Here is a 14,494-nt window from a genome sequence, read left to right as displayed (position 1 = left end):
CCCCCTATCTTACTCTTAAACAATATTCGCCCGCAACAGTAATATTTAATTCACGAGCTACACTAGATTCTTCAGGATCAGTTATTATTAAAAGGCCACTCCAATTGTCAGAAGTTGGATTTCCACAGTTAGGACAGTGATCTTTATTTGAAATTAATTTACAAGCAGTACAAGCTTTCATTCTTTAACCTTCTTACCTTTTTGTTTGGCTTCTTCAATCCATTCGAATCTGCCTAAATTATTTTGTCTCATTGTGAGAGGAATTTTAGAATTCCTACTATTTTCAATGTTATTATTTGATTCATCTTTAATAGAAACACTAACTACTCTAGCTCTAACTAAATCCCCTTCTTCTAGGACTTTGTTAGATTCTTTTGCAATTAAAGCACCTCTTTTAGGATCATAATTAATATAATCATCAGTTACTTGAGAAACATGGATTAAACCATCCATAGGCCCAATTCTTACAAAAGCTCCATAATCAACAATATCAATTACTTCACCATCGAAAATCTCATGTTGCTCTGGTTTAAAGAAAATTGCTTCGAAAACAACATTATGGTATGTAGCTCCATCACCAATAATGAGTTTACCTTCACCAATTTCAAGAACATCATTAACACAAATGAGCAAACCTAATTTTTTATCTAAACGACCAGAATACTGTTCGTTTAAAGTTTCAATAGCGACTTCATTAATAGGACTTTCAAATTTGTAAGGTGGAATTCTTACAGTATCCCTAATTTTTGTTTTATAATACAAAATAATCCCTCATTTTATTAATAAGTTTAATTAATATTATATTTTGCCTTCAACAGCAATATACTTTTTTTGTCTTAAATATGCAACGGTTATGCCTCTGTCTTTTGCACGTTTTTTTAATTCAATATCATTCGTAGCTAAAACTTCTGAAACTCTAAGTAATGCATCATCCACAGTTTCATTTTCAAGCAATGAAATATCCTTTATCTCAACTTTTGAAGAATTAGCTAATTTTAAAGCCAAATTTGCATTTAACCTTACTTTTGCATTTTTATTTCTTTTCAAACCCTTCAATTCATTGATAACAAAGCTTGGAGTAGTTAAATTATAAGAAGGTAATAAATTTTCAAGTTCAGTGATAATATCAACATTGAACTGAAAAGGAACCATAAAAAAATTGGTATCAATTACAACTTCTTTAGAGTTCATTATTTTCCCTCTATTTAATAATACCGTAACCGATTAATCTCCAACGAGCTCCAACTCTACGACTTAAAGCTACCCTATCACCTGGGCTTGCACATACAGGTAATTTGAGCATTACTTCAACATTATTTTTCTTAGTAGATGTAACAACACCTATTGTAGTTGTAGTACCACAATTAATCATTAAAGGCTCTTTAAGTTTAATAGGAGCAACATCACGTTCTTCTTTAGTACCTACAACACGATCAAGCAAATTAGTATCCATTTTAAAACTATCTAATACATCAGGTAAAGTACCTTCTTCACCAGCAACTGTACCAGATAATGAATCTGATTTAGTTAAAGATGGATCTAATTTAGTTGCAATACCAACAAGACCTCCAGGACCAATCTCCTTAACTTGTTCACCATTAGCTTCAAGACCAATAATTTCTGAAGTTAAAGTTATCCTTTTACCATCATTATTAGGACCTGGCTTAATTTCAATAGTGTCACCAAGTTTGAATTTACCTTGAATTAAAGTACCTCCGATGACTCCACCTTTGATTTTATTAGCACCTGAACCAGGCTTATTAATATCAAATGACCTAGCTACATGCATTAATGCAGTGTCATCAACATTCCTTTCAGGAGGTTGGATTTGTTTAAGCATTGCTTCAATCAAGATATCTACATTAGCTCCTTGTTGAGCAGAAACTGGAATAATTAAAGCATCTTCAGCACAAGTACCTTTAACAAATTCCTTAATTTCATTATAACTTTCAATAGCTCTTTCTTTTGAAACAATATCAATTTTATTTTGAACTACAATAACATCTTTTACACCGATAACATCAAGTGCCATAAGATGCTCTTTAGTTTGTGGTTGTGGACAAGTTTCATTTGCAGCAATAACTAATACTGCACCGTCCATAATTGCAGCACCAGATAACATAGTTGCCATAAGAGTTTCGTGACCTGGAGCATCAACAAAGGATACTTTTCTAATTAATTCAGTTTCACTCCCACAAATTGAACATTTCTCATTTGTAGTGTAACATTCAGGTTCACCACATTCTGGACATTTTCTAAATTCTATATCTGCATATCCTAAACGGATAGAAATACCTCTTTTTGTTTCTTCACTATGAGTATCAGTCCAAATTCCAGATAATGCTTTTGTAAGAGTGGTTTTACCATGATCTACGTGACCAACTAAACCTATGTTAACATCTGATTGTACGTTCACAGATAACCACCTTTTTTATAATTTTAATTCGACTTAAAAGTAAATAAGAAAAATAGTATAACTATTCTTCCTCTTCTTCACCAGCACCAAGAATATCTGCTATTGATTTATTTCCAGCTTGAGTAACTACAGTGTTGATTTGTACAATATCTTCAGCAATAGTGTTTCCTCTGACAGTTTTTCTTCTTTTAACACCATCAGATTTAGGATGATAACCTATACCGCCGGTTAATAAACTTTTGATTCTTCTAGTACCGCTAACATCTTTTTTCATAGTGAAACCGTTTTTATCACTACCACCGGTAATTTTTAAAGTGTAACCATCTAAACCGACAAGTCCACCATCAAATTCTTCACCAATAGTTAATCCGTTAAAAGCTTTGGTTTCATCTACTTCAATTTGATGAGTTTCAGCACCTTGAGATACAACAACTTTGAATGCCATGGTATTTCCTCCTTAATTTTTTTATATAATTAATTTATTATTCGAAAAGACCGAATTTACCCCAATCAGGATCGTTTTTACGTTTAATCTCCACTAACTCATAAAGAGTTTCGAATTCATCTTCAGTTAATTTATCCTTGAATTCCCTTTCAATGAATTTATAATGTTTCTCAGAAACATCAACATATAATTCATCACCTTCATCGAAATGTTTTCCAACAATAGCATCTTTAATAGCCATAGCCACCCTTTGACCTCTAGGAATAGAAGGTAATGTTTCACCTTTATCTTCCATACTAGCTATTACTCCAACATATTCACCATTCTTATTGATTAATATTTGACCTTGTTTAACTGTACCACTAATTGATTCAATTCCAATAATAGCTGGTTTGCTTTGACGGAAAACTAATTTAGGTAATGCAACGAATTTTGCAGGTTTAACAATAGCATCATAAAATGCTTTTTTCTTAGCTCTTTCAATTTCTTCAGTCCATTCTTGATAGTCTTCAATGATTTGATAAATAACATCTCCCTTGAAAAGTTTAACTTTAGAATTGTTTAAATCATCTAAAGAGTTAGAATGAACATCTACATTAAATGCAATTATAGCACCATGTGCTTCATTTTCAGTTAATGCAATTTCAGAGTTAATAATGTCTCTGCGACTTACATCACCAATATCTGCTTCACGAATAGGGATATTCAAATCTTTTAATAACTTAACTACAGCTTCAAGAGATCCTAATGTGTCTGCTTTAACTAAGAGTCCTTCATCTTCAGTATTAATAGTAATATCTTCAATTTCTTTTAATAACTGTTCTTCAACATCTTCTTCATCACTTAACACCCTAAGTGGTGAACCTGAAACAACATCATCTAAATTAGGTGCAGCAATCTTAATACCTGCAGCTGCAACAACTTCATCCAGTTTTCTAAATTTCTTTTTAGAATCTCTCATTTCTTCAAGAGGGAGTGGTCTTAAAATAGACCTAATTTTAGTAGTTACAACTTCATTTGAAGCATTGATTAAAGCAATTTCATCATTAGTTCGTAAAACACCATCATAAATAATACTATCAACAGTAAGACCTAATCCTACTTCTTCTTTAATTTCTAGTATAGTACCTTTAGCAGGAGCATCTTCATTAATTTCTAATTGTTCAGTTAAATATTCTTGAGCAAGTCCAAGTAACATTGCTAATACTTCAATGATACCTTCACCGGATTTAGCACTAATAGGAATAATACTAATCTGTGAAGCAAAATTACTAACTCTATCAAATCTTTCGGATTGAAAACCTTCTTTATGAAGAGTACCAACAAGTTCGTAAAGTTTAAGATCTAAATCTTGTTTAACACTTTGAGCTTGTTGATTAAAAGATTCACTAAAAGAAGCTCCTTCATGTGTCTCCCAACCAAAAAGTCTATCAATTTTATTAGCAACAACAATAAATGGAGTTCTATACATTTTAAGAATATTTAAAGCTTCATAAGTTTGTGGTTTAAATCCATCATTAATATCAACAATCAAAATTGCTAAATCAGCTAATGCTCCACCACGTTTTCTTAAACTAGTAAATGCAGCATGCCCAGGTGTATCAATAAAGAATAATCCTGGGATTAAATCTTTGATAGTTAACTTTGATATGAAATTTCCACAGATTTCTTCAATAGTATCGTTTGGTATTTCAGTAGCACCAATATGTTGAGTAATACCTCCTGCTTCTTTATCAGCAATGGTACTTCCTCTAATATAATCCAACAATGTAGTTTTTCCATGGTCTACATGTCCTAAAACTGATACAATCGGGGATCTGATTTTCATAATATCGTCTTCGATAATAAATTTTTAAAACTTAAATTTATTCATAAATTAAATCGTTATCAACAATTTGATAATCGCAAATTTCATCTTCACTAAAGAAAAGAGCAATTTCTCTTTTTGCAGATTCAGGAGCATCGGATGCATGGATAATGTTTCTTCCAGTGTCCATACCGAAATCTCCTCTAATAGTTCCAAGATCTGCTTCTAAAGGATTAGTTGCACCAACTAATTTCCTAATAGTTGTAATAGCTTCATCTCCTTCAATTACCATAGCTAAAGATGGTGAAGAAGTGATGTATTCAACTAAACCTGGGAAGAATGGTTTGTCCGCATGTTCTCCATAATGAGTTTTAGCTAATTCTTCATCGATTTGAATTAATTTACAAGCAACAATTTTGAGACCTTTTTGCTCAAAACGAGACAAAATTTTACCCATAAGACGTCTTTGAACAGCGTCAGGTTTCATCATAACAAAACTTTTTTGAATCATTCTTTAACCCATTTAACTTTTCTTGGAACTCTTCCGAGTTTAATCATATTTTTTTCACATTTACTGCTACAAAAGAAATAAATTGAGCCATCTCTTTTGACGTACATTTTACCTGTACCATCTTCAATTTCTTTTCCACAGAATGAACAAGTTCTCATGTTCTTACACCTTCTTAAGGAGTTCTAATTTCCTTAGCTTCTCTAATTGTATCAAGTAACATTAAAATGTCGCCTTCTCTTACAGGTCCCATAATGTTTCTTGTTAAAATTCTTCCTTTATCTCTACCATCGAGGATTCTGCATTTAATTTGCATTACCTCACCAGTCATACCAGTTCTTTTTAGAACTTTAATGATTTCAGCAGGAGTTCCTTCTTCCATGTAAATCACCGTTATTTAATTAAAAGAATCTAGTCTTTTAATTCAGCGACTTTTTCTACGATTTCAGCAACAGCAGCTTCAGCATCACCAGCATCTACAATACATGCAGAAGCAGTACCAACGGTTAATCCAGCAGCTCCACCAACTTGTTCTTTGGTAGGTAAGTAAACATAAGGAATTTCTTTTTCATCAGCTAATACAGGAATGTGTGCAACAATTTCAGCAGGGTCAACATCTTCTGCGATAACAACTAATGCTGCATCTCCTCTTTCAATAAATTTAGTTACTTCGTTAGTTCCTTTTGCTACTTTACCAGTAGTAAATGCAGTTTCTAATGCTTCTTCAGCTTGTTTAGCTAATTCTTCAGGTGTGTCAAATTTTACATAAATGTTTGCCATAAAATATACCTCCTTTTTCATCTGGCTATGCCATCCATCGGCAGATATTACAATTCATTTTGAATCATAATATAATGTAATTATATATAGTTATATTATTTTTTAACTATAGAAATTACTCAAATTATTCAATAGAATAATTTAATATAGTTTTAATAATACTAATTCTTGAACAATTCATATATCACTAAATATAATCCCGAGAAAAAAATAAGAGGGATTAAACTTTCAATATAAATACTTCTGAATTTCATATAATTTTTAGCAAAACTAAAAATAAAAATTTAGTAATTAATGAAATAATTCTAGAGAACTAGACATTTAATAGATTAGTTTACATAGTATATAAATGTTATTAAAAATAAGGTAAAATAAGTAATTTTTAAATAAATACTAAATTCATTAATAGAAAAAAATGTAAAAGAGATAGTAAAAATTTACTATCAAAAAAAGATTATTAACTATCTATCTAATTGCTAATTTTACATCTGCTGCTTTTACAGTTTTTCTACCAGCATGACGAGCAAAACCTATAGCTTTAGAAGCAACATCGTTTCCGTAATCTTCGATAGCTTCAGTTAAGGCAATTTTTGCATCATCACTTACTCTTTGAGCACCTGCATTTTTTAAAATCCTTTCTACAGGAGCAATTGGTAATTCAGTCATGATAAAACACCTCACAATTTTGTTAATAATAGTTATAATTTGCTTATATATAAATATATTGGTGCATTAGTGTTAATTTTCGATAATTTCAACATTTAAAGACAAGTTTTTATAATATAAAAATTGCAAGTATTCTATTTAAAAATGTTTTTCATAGCATAGTTTAAATAAAAAAAGTATTATTTAAATTTAAATAAATAAGAATTAAAAGAAAAAATAAAAAGAAAATGGGATTTAAAGCCCAATTCATTTGTTCATTAAGATTTTTCTTAATGTATCAATATCAGCATCAACTTTAGTAGGTTGAGTACATGCTTCAATAGCAGTATTAGGATCTTTTAATAAATGTCCAGTAACAACACAAGTGACAGTTTCACCTTTATCAACTACACCTTCATCAACAAGTTTTTTAAGACCTGCAATTGAAGCTGCAGAAGCTGGTTCAACACCAATACCTTCAGTTCTTGCAAGTAACTTTTGTGCATCGAGAATCTCTTCATCACTGACAGTTTCAGAGTAACCATTTGAATCATAAATTGCATTTAATGCTTTAATATCACTAACAGGAGCACCAATACGTATAGCTGTAGCAATAGTTTCCGGATTTTCAACAGGTACTACTTTTTTATCTCCTTTTTTAAATGCATTAGTTACAGGACATGCTCCTTCAGCTTGGATACCAGTCATCATTGGTAAATCTTTAATAAATCCAGCATTGTAAAACTCAGAAACTCCTTTCCATATTGCAGAAATATTTCCAGCATTACCAACAGGTAAAATAATTCTATCAGGAGCTTGCCAACCTAAATCACGAACAATTTCATAACCAATAGTTTTTTGTCCTTCTAACCTGTATGGGTTAATTGAATTTAATAAGTAAAGATGCTTTTCCAATGCAAGAGCAGTCATTGCTTCAAGAGCTTCATCAAAGTTTCCATTAATAGACATCACTTCAGCACCATGGAACATTGCTTGAGCTAATTTTCCAAGTGCAACTTTTCCAGAAGGTAAAAATACAATACATCTTAATCCAGCACGTGCTGCATAAGCAGATAATGATGCAGAAGTATTTCCAGTTGATGCACATCCAACAGTATGAACACCTAATTCCATTGCTTTGGTCATACCCACAGTCATTCCTCTATCCTTAAAACTTCCGGTAGGATTAGAACCTTCTACTTTAACATATAAGTTTATTCCAAGTTCATCTCCTAATTTGTCACATTTACAAAATGGAGTTCCACCTTCTTCAAGAGAAACTATTTTAGTTTCATCTACAGGAATACATTCTTTAAATTTCCATAAAGTGTCTTTTCTACCATCAAAAATATCTTTAGAAATATCAATTTCGTTAACGAGTTCAAGTACAGATCCACATTTTTCACAAGTGTAGATTACTTCATCATCATCGTATTCTTCTCCACAGGATACACATCTTATCATATAATCACATCTATTATTTTTAAAATTATCTTTATATTAAATTTTTAGCTATTTCACGAGCTTCAACTTGCTTTTCTTTTAAATCATCCATGAATTCTTCCATCAATTCTGCAGTTCTAACTTTACAATCACCGCAACGAAGAGTTCCATTTAAACATTCATGTCTAATCTTTTCAAGTTCATTATCATCATCAATGAAATGGTATAATAACATTTCATATATTACACATTTATCAACTTCTCCACCTAATTCTTGTTGTTCTTTTAAACTTTCCCTACCTCCAGTTTTAGCAGACTTGACTTTCTTAACTGCACTTTTTGTATCATCATTGAGATAAATCGCAGTAGCAGGTTTAGAACTACTCATTTTATCACCGGTTAAACCTGTTAGGAACCTATGATACGTAGATGCAGGAGTTAAAAATCCTAAGTCTCCATGAAGTTTTTGAGCAATATCTCTTGTTAATCTAATATGAGGGTCTTGATCGATTCCAACAGGAACAATAACCTTTTTTGGACCTCCAAACTCTTCAATTTGAGGAAGTAATATATCTGCAACTTGAACCAATGGAGCTTGAACATGAGCAATACTTGTAGATTGTGTAAATCCATATATTGCTTTAAGCTGATTGAAATTAGTTTTGCCTGATGCAATAAAAGCCAAATCTTGAAGTGGCTTATTTTGAGATTGTAAATACACATTTACATTATCCTTTTCTAAATCAAGTCCCAAAGCTATCCAGTTTGTTAAATATTCATTTATAGCAATTTCACGACCTTTTTCAAAGCTCATTCCACGAGCAGCATAAGATTCTAAATCTGCAATAGGAAGAGATAGCATTGCTCCTTTTTCCTGATACCATTTCAATTGGTCAACAACCATTTTATGACCAATATGCATCTGACCACTTGGCATCATACCCGATACAACAGCAAAATCTTTATTTTGATTGATTAACTTATTAATTTCATTAAATTCTCTATGTCCAAATATTACTCCTCTTTTCATTAGCCTTTGAGGATTTTCAACTTCATTTAGAATATCTGAAATTTTACCAATACCAAATTGATTAACTAACTTATCATAATCTAAGCTAAATGATGCCCATGGATCAATTAAATCCGCCATTTTTTCACCAACAATTACATTAAATCATATATATGATTAAAAATTATCATAATAAATATATTAAGTTAAGAAATATAATGAATTCCTTTAATTTAACTAAGGTCTAGTCCATTCAATATTATAGTATGTAATATCAAAATCATCATCCACAATAGCTAACAATAATTTTTTGTTAACTCCGTGTGAAACTCTAACATAACTTGCAAAATCAAGAGTATTGATTTCATAATTTTCAAAAATAATTTTAACTAAATAATCAGAATGCTCCTGACCCGGACCTCCACCACGATTATACAATCTAAATTCAGACCCATATTTAAAACCAGTTTTAATTACAAATCCACGATCTTTCAGATCACGGTAAACGACATATTTTCCAAATAGCCCATGACCTTTTAAAAGATCAATAATATAACCAACACTGCATTCAACATCATCTTCATAAATATCTAAACGACCCTTTTCTAATAGATAACAAGCTTCAATCAAAGAAAGATTCAATGAATTAGCTTCAATTTTACCAAAAAGACTTTTTTCATGTAAAGCTATTGGCTTTTTACTTCCTTCTTCAATCTTAATAGATACAATATCATTTGATAAATTACCACGCATTAAAACACCGTAAAAAGAAATAAATTATATTAATGATATTATTTTGAATAAAATATTATATATATTTTTGTTTGTAAAAAAAAGAAAAATAAAAGTTAAATTCTAATAAAAATATTATTAGCCATTTCTTTAGGAATATTAAACTCTTTATCATCAATGAAAACCAAATAAGAATTTTCATCTTGATTATCATTAATTACATACTTTAAGTGGCATCCAACTTTAATATTTAAATCTGAAATACTATCTAGAAGATCAGAATTTCCACGAATAAATGAGATTGTCCCCTCAGCATTTGAAGTTAATTCTGAAATAGATAATAAATTGAATTCCCTATTAATAATTTGGTCAAAGTCCTTCTGAGAAAAACATTGACTACAACTTTCAAAATTAAAATTACAAGCAGGTATAACACTATCATCAGGAGACACATCAGGATGTTGTAACATATTACATAATGCCCTTTCCGCCTCATCAGATAAAGCATGTTCCATTTCACAAGCTTGTTCATGAATATTCTCTTCCTTGACTTTTAAAACATCCAACAAGAACTTTTCCAAAATCCTATGTTTTCTTGTAATTTTTCTAGCTATTTTCATGCCATCATGAGTCAAAGTAGCTCCTTTATAAGGAGTATACTCAATATAACCTAATTTTTCTAATTTTTTGAGCATTTGAGTTACGCTTCCAGGTGCAATATCCAATTCATCAGATAATTTAGTAGTAGAAACCTGTTCCCAATTGCTTCCATTGCAGTAAAGAACTTCAAGGTATTCTTCAATATTTTCACTAATTTTACCATTAGCCATAGTTTTCACCTAAACTCAATAATTGGTTTAATGTTTATGGCTCAAAGTATAAAAAAGTTTTTTCATACCTAAAAAATAAGCATTAAATTAAAATTTAAAATAAGTTTAAAAAAAATAAAAAAAGAAAGTAGCGAAATTAGAAATCAATCTCTGCTACACATCCACTTTTCAATGAAAATGTGTTTGGATTCCAATTTGCTACTTTTCCAAGAGAATTTCTTGAACTTGTTGCATCAGCAACAGTCCATTGACCATCAACTAATACTTGAACCCATACATGACCATAGGTATTTCCACTTGAAAAAGTACAAGTTCCATGGACATATCTAGCATGAATACCTGCAGTCCTAAACATAGCTACGAGCAAATGAGACTCGTCAACACAGTTTCCCCGTTTATTTGATAAAGTTTCAGTGGCACCATATTTAGTATCATAGTAGAAAGCATATGCGATTTTATCTCTTACATAATTGAAAATTGCAGTAGCCTTATCTTTTACAGAAGTTAAACCCTTAGTTACTTGATTAACTATAGATTTAATATTAGCATCATTCACTTGACAATTTTTAGTGGCTTTAAGATATTTATCTAAATCAGTTTCAGTATTTTTCTCATTCAAACCATGACCACTACCAGAAGTTCCAGAATCTGATCCAGAACCTGATGAATAACTAATAGTTACAGAATTAGGTAAACGATTATTTGTACCATAAAATGCTAAAATACGTGAAAAAGCATCAACATATTCATAATATATGATTTTACCTACATCAGATTCTGAATAATTAGGAACTCTTTTATTTTCAATTATATAATTAGCAACCTTCAATGCAACATTAAGATAACCAGTTTTTGACAAATCCTTTGAATTGATAGTATCACCAGAATGATTACTTGGATTAGCTATACCTGTTATTATAGTAATTGCTTTTGTATTAGAATTACCTAATTGATCAATAGCCTTACTCATCAAGTATGTAAATTCAGCTAATGTAAATTTAACTCCACCTGCAGTAACAGTATCTGGTAACTTCTTATTAGTTTCATAGTACTTTTTCAAATTAGTAGCACCAGCAACAATATCCTTAATAGATATTGTTTTAACAGTTATTTGCTCATCCTTTGTACCATTATTAACTTTTATTGAAGTTGGTAATTTACCATTAGTCTTATAATCCACTAAAATATTAGCAAACATTTCGATTAATGAATCATAATCAATATCCCCTAATGATGATGAAGCAAAATTAGGAGCCCTATTATTATTTTTAATAAAGTTAAAAACCCTATTTACAATATCCATATATTCAGTAGTTGCAATACTACCTGATTTAAATAAACCCTCAGGATTTAATGGAACATTAACATTTATAGGCAATACTTGTAGAGAAGTTTTACCATCCTTAATCTTCTTGATAGCATCACTCATCATATATAAGAATTGAGCAATAGAATACTCTACTCCACCAACACTAACTGTTTTAGGAATTGTATTCTTTGAATCAATAGTGTTTTTTAAGGTATTTGCTGCTGCAATTATATCATCAATACTTACAGATCCAGAAGTATTAGGAGAATCTGAATTATCCACAAGTGATTTAAAATCAACAAAGTTAGTTACACCCCATCTAAATATAATTACACCTGGAGCTCTACCATCTAATGCAGCCTGTGAATCATCTTTGATTTCAGAAGCAGACAGTTTAGTAACATCATCATCAGATTTATATCCTTGTAATCCTGCCCATACATAGGCACCTTGTGAATTATCTACAAACCATTTTGTAGTTTTAGTAATCCAAGATGAAGTTGCCTCATAATTTCCTTTATAAATCATTGGAATAACCACATCTAAGTATTTACTGAGTACTGAATAATCTTGACCATAGTACTTTAAATTATCAGTAGTTTCAGGCATCAATGCAGCTGAAACAATGATTTTAGAATTGATATTATGAATAGCTTCAGTAGCATCTATAACAAATTGACTTATAGCTTCAGCACCACCATTAGTTTTATAAGCATTACCAGGATATCTTAAATAATCAAAGTGAATACCATAAACACCTTTAATTTTTGCATATGATTGTGCTTCAATTATTTTTTTCTCAAAGAATTCTGTATCTATTTTTCCGTTTTTAATAGGATTTACCCACTGTTTATTTTCATAGAATGTTTGCATCCAAATATGAACATTAATACCTAATTTATTAGCACCAGCAATCCATGATTCAACATCTGCTTGACCATATTGCTCAATAGCTGCAAAGTTTAAGAATAAATCAGTAACTCCTTGGGAAGCTAATGAATTAAGATTAGCCTTTTTCATATCTGCACCATAAATCCAATAACCATATCCCGCACCCTTTTTCTTCTCAACAGTTATATTTGCAACACCTGAAGTTGAAAGATAATCATTATCAGTATTAGCAAACTCAAATGAAACAGAGTAATTACCAGAACCAACATTTACATTAAATGTTGCATATCCATCGGATGCTGTTTTAGCTGAATAAGTTTTACCATTCACAGTTAATAAAATAGTTTTACCAGACAAAGCCTTACCAATAGAATCTTGTAATAAAACTTTATAAGTCTGAGAACCTTGATAAAATGAAGTTCCACTCTTCCAAATAATTTTTGTAGGAGTTCTTTCTTTGACTTCAATATTACTAGATCCAGTTGCTACTTTTACCTTGGAATCACCATCAAAACTATAAGTCATAACATACTTACCAAGATCTAAACCACCAGTAGATAAAGTAGCTAATCCTTTACTATCAGTAGTCTTAGTATAAGACTTACCATTAACAGTAAAAACAACCTCTTTTCCAGCTAAAGGAACACTACCAGATTTCAAAGCAACTACAAAACGAGTACCAGAACCTTTACCAAAAGTAGTAGTACTCTTAACTGTAAAAGTTGCAGTAGATCTTAAATCTTTAACCTCAATAGCAGTAGACCCAGTTGCTACTTTTACCTTGGAATCACCATCAAAACTATAAGTCATAACATACTTACCAAGATCTAAACCACCAGTAGATAAAGTAGCTAATCCTTTACTATCAGTAGTCTTAGTATAAGACTTACCATTAACAGTAAAAACAACCTCTTTTCCAGCTAAAGGAACACTACCAGATTTCAAAGCAACTACAAAACGAGTACCAGAACCTTTACTAAAAGTAGTAGTACTCTTAACTGTGAAAGTTGCAGTATTACTTGGGAGGATAATCAATTTACTAGATGCACTAGATGCAGTATAAAAGTTATTACCATCAAAACTATATTTTACAGTATAAATACCTGCTTTTAAAGTAGGTAATTTAAGTGAAGCTACACCATTAACATTAGTTTGCCTAGTATATGTCTTACCATTTACTACAAATTTAATAAGTTTACCTGCACCAGGTGCATATCCTAAACCATTATGTAATGTAACTTTAATAGTTTTACCATCCTTTAAAAGAAAAGTATAATCACTGGCAATAATCTTGGAACTAGTTTTAGACACTACTTTAACAACATTAGTTACATTTAAACCATCCACATTAGATGAAATCATCTCATATGTACCTGATTTAAGGTTAACTAATGAAAGTCTAGCAACACCATCACCATTAGTTTTCTTGGTGTATGTTTTACCATTAATCTTAAACTTAATATCTGTATTAGCTAAAGCTTGTCCATTACTCATTAAAAAAGTTGCATAAAAATATTTACCATCAGTATAAACCTTAGTCACATCACTTGCAGTGATTGTGGATAAAATCTTAAAAATGGTAGTTAAATTAAACTTAGTAATAGGATTTTCTGCAATAATAGTATATGTTCCAGGATTACGATTAATATCTAAGGAGACAACACCATTACTGTCAGTTG

Annotated in this window: 16 protein-coding genes; all 16 read right to left on the bottom strand. The window is 30.8% G+C overall.

What is annotated here, in order from left to right:
* Positions 1-4: 4 nt before the first annotated feature.
* A complete protein-coding gene (gene spt4 / locus ACI389_RS08175) occupies positions 5-181 on the bottom strand; it encodes a transcription elongation factor subunit Spt4 (RefSeq protein WP_439781039.1) in 177 nt (58 codons plus the stop codon).
* Positions 178-762, bottom strand: coding sequence for a DNA-directed RNA polymerase (locus ACI389_RS08170; RefSeq protein WP_439781038.1), 585 nt, complete (start codon positions 760-762; stop codon positions 178-180). The genes spt4 and ACI389_RS08170 overlap by 4 nt, the downstream gene beginning before the upstream one ends.
* 36 nt (positions 763-798) lie before the next feature.
* Positions 799-1,191 carry a type II toxin-antitoxin system VapC family toxin gene (locus ACI389_RS08165; protein WP_439781037.1) on the bottom strand — a complete coding sequence of 131 codons (393 nt, stop codon included), beginning with the start codon at positions 1,189-1,191 and terminating at the stop codon, positions 799-801.
* 10 nt (positions 1,192-1,201) lie between these two features.
* Positions 1,202-2,416: a translation initiation factor IF-2 subunit gamma gene (locus tag ACI389_RS08160; RefSeq protein WP_439781036.1), complete on the bottom strand. Its 1,215-nt coding sequence runs from the start codon at positions 2,414-2,416 to the stop codon at positions 1,202-1,204.
* Between the two features lie 61 nt (positions 2,417-2,477).
* Positions 2,478-2,861 carry a 30S ribosomal protein S6e gene (locus ACI389_RS08155; RefSeq protein WP_439781035.1) on the bottom strand — a complete coding sequence of 128 codons (384 nt, stop codon included), beginning with the start codon at positions 2,859-2,861 and terminating at the stop codon, positions 2,478-2,480.
* A 37-nt stretch (positions 2,862-2,898) separates the two neighbouring features.
* Complete coding sequence (gene infB, locus ACI389_RS08150; RefSeq protein ID WP_439781034.1) at positions 2,899-4,689, bottom strand: translation initiation factor IF-2; 1,791 nt, start codon at positions 4,687-4,689, stop codon at positions 2,899-2,901.
* 37 nt (positions 4,690-4,726) lie between these two features.
* Positions 4,727-5,179 (bottom strand): nucleoside-diphosphate kinase, encoded by a 453-nt coding sequence (gene ndk / locus ACI389_RS08145; RefSeq protein ID WP_432645546.1) that lies wholly within the window; start codon positions 5,177-5,179, stop codon positions 4,727-4,729.
* Entirely contained in the window at positions 5,176-5,337 is a 162-nt protein-coding gene (locus ACI389_RS08140) for a 50S ribosomal protein L24e (RefSeq protein ID WP_178788392.1), read from the bottom strand. The genes ndk and ACI389_RS08140 overlap by 4 nt, the downstream gene beginning before the upstream one ends.
* Before the next feature lie 14 nt (positions 5,338-5,351).
* Complete coding sequence (locus ACI389_RS08135; protein ID WP_432645547.1) at positions 5,352-5,558, bottom strand: 30S ribosomal protein S28e; 207 nt, start codon at positions 5,556-5,558, stop codon at positions 5,352-5,354.
* Between the two features lie 29 nt (positions 5,559-5,587).
* Positions 5,588-5,956, bottom strand: coding sequence for a 50S ribosomal protein L7Ae (rpl7ae, locus tag ACI389_RS08130; protein WP_069573249.1), 369 nt, complete (start codon positions 5,954-5,956; stop codon positions 5,588-5,590).
* Positions 5,957-6,421: 465 nt separating this feature from the next.
* Positions 6,422-6,622, bottom strand: a complete 201-nt coding sequence (locus tag ACI389_RS08125) for a histone family protein (RefSeq protein ID WP_439781033.1) — start codon at positions 6,620-6,622, stop codon at positions 6,422-6,424.
* A gap of 246 nt (positions 6,623-6,868) precedes the next feature.
* Positions 6,869-8,065, bottom strand: coding sequence for a threonine synthase (gene thrC / locus ACI389_RS08120; RefSeq protein ID WP_439781032.1), 1,197 nt, complete (start codon positions 8,063-8,065; stop codon positions 6,869-6,871).
* A gap of 31 nt (positions 8,066-8,096) precedes the next feature.
* Entirely contained in the window at positions 8,097-9,194 is a 1,098-nt protein-coding gene (locus ACI389_RS08115; RefSeq protein ID WP_439781031.1) for a tryptophan--tRNA ligase, read from the bottom strand.
* 96 nt (positions 9,195-9,290) lie between these two features.
* The gene (gene endA / locus ACI389_RS08110; protein ID WP_439781030.1) at positions 9,291-9,806 is read right to left on the bottom strand and encodes a tRNA-intron lyase; all 516 of its coding nucleotides are present in this window, start codon (positions 9,804-9,806) and stop codon (positions 9,291-9,293) included.
* Positions 9,807-9,901: 95 nt separating this feature from the next.
* Entirely contained in the window at positions 9,902-10,615 is a 714-nt protein-coding gene (locus tag ACI389_RS08105) for a metal-dependent transcriptional regulator (RefSeq protein WP_439781029.1), read from the bottom strand.
* Between the two features lie 136 nt (positions 10,616-10,751).
* On the bottom strand, positions 10,752-14,494 hold a 3,743-nt coding region (locus ACI389_RS08100), incomplete at its 5' end, for a pseudomurein-binding repeat-containing protein (RefSeq protein WP_439781028.1).

It is taken from the genome of Methanobrevibacter sp. (assembly GCF_051877095.1).
Taxonomy (GTDB): domain Archaea; phylum Methanobacteriota; class Methanobacteria; order Methanobacteriales; family Methanobacteriaceae; genus Methanocatella.
Note: the sequence above shows the minus strand (reverse complement) of the source record. Positions and strands in the feature narration are given on the sequence as shown.

Excerpts from the sequence above, each read along its gene's own strand:
- thrC (WP_439781032.1), bottom strand. The coding sequence starts at position 8,065 with ATGATAAGATGTGTATCCTGTGGAGAAGAATACGATGATGATGAAGTA.
- ACI389_RS08165 (WP_439781037.1), bottom strand. The coding sequence starts at position 1,191 with ATGAACTCTAAAGAAGTTGTAATTGATACCAATTTTTTTATGGTTCCT.
- spt4 (WP_439781039.1), bottom strand. The coding sequence starts at position 181 with ATGAAAGCTTGTACTGCTTGTAAATTAATTTCAAATAAAGATCACTGT.
- ACI389_RS08155 (WP_439781035.1), bottom strand. The coding sequence starts at position 2,861 with ATGGCATTCAAAGTTGTTGTATCTCAAGGTGCTGAAACTCATCAAATT.
- rpl7ae (WP_069573249.1), bottom strand. The coding sequence starts at position 5,956 with ATGGCAAACATTTATGTAAAATTTGACACACCTGAAGAATTAGCTAAA.
- ACI389_RS08135 (WP_432645547.1), bottom strand. The coding sequence starts at position 5,558 with ATGGAAGAAGGAACTCCTGCTGAAATCATTAAAGTTCTAAAAAGAACT.
- ACI389_RS08140 (WP_178788392.1), bottom strand. The coding sequence starts at position 5,337 with ATGAGAACTTGTTCATTCTGTGGAAAAGAAATTGAAGATGGTACAGGT.
- ACI389_RS08105 (WP_439781029.1), bottom strand. The coding sequence starts at position 10,615 with ATGGCTAATGGTAAAATTAGTGAAAATATTGAAGAATACCTTGAAGTT.
- ACI389_RS08125 (WP_439781033.1), bottom strand. The coding sequence starts at position 6,622 with ATGACTGAATTACCAATTGCTCCTGTAGAAAGGATTTTAAAAAATGCA.
- endA (WP_439781030.1), bottom strand. The coding sequence starts at position 9,806 with ATGCGTGGTAATTTATCAAATGATATTGTATCTATTAAGATTGAAGAA.
- ndk (WP_432645546.1), bottom strand. The coding sequence starts at position 5,179 with ATGATTCAAAAAAGTTTTGTTATGATGAAACCTGACGCTGTTCAAAGA.
- ACI389_RS08115 (WP_439781031.1), bottom strand. The coding sequence starts at position 9,194 with ATGGCGGATTTAATTGATCCATGGGCATCATTTAGCTTAGATTATGAT.
- infB (WP_439781034.1), bottom strand. The coding sequence starts at position 4,689 with ATGAAAATCAGATCCCCGATTGTATCAGTTTTAGGACATGTAGACCAT.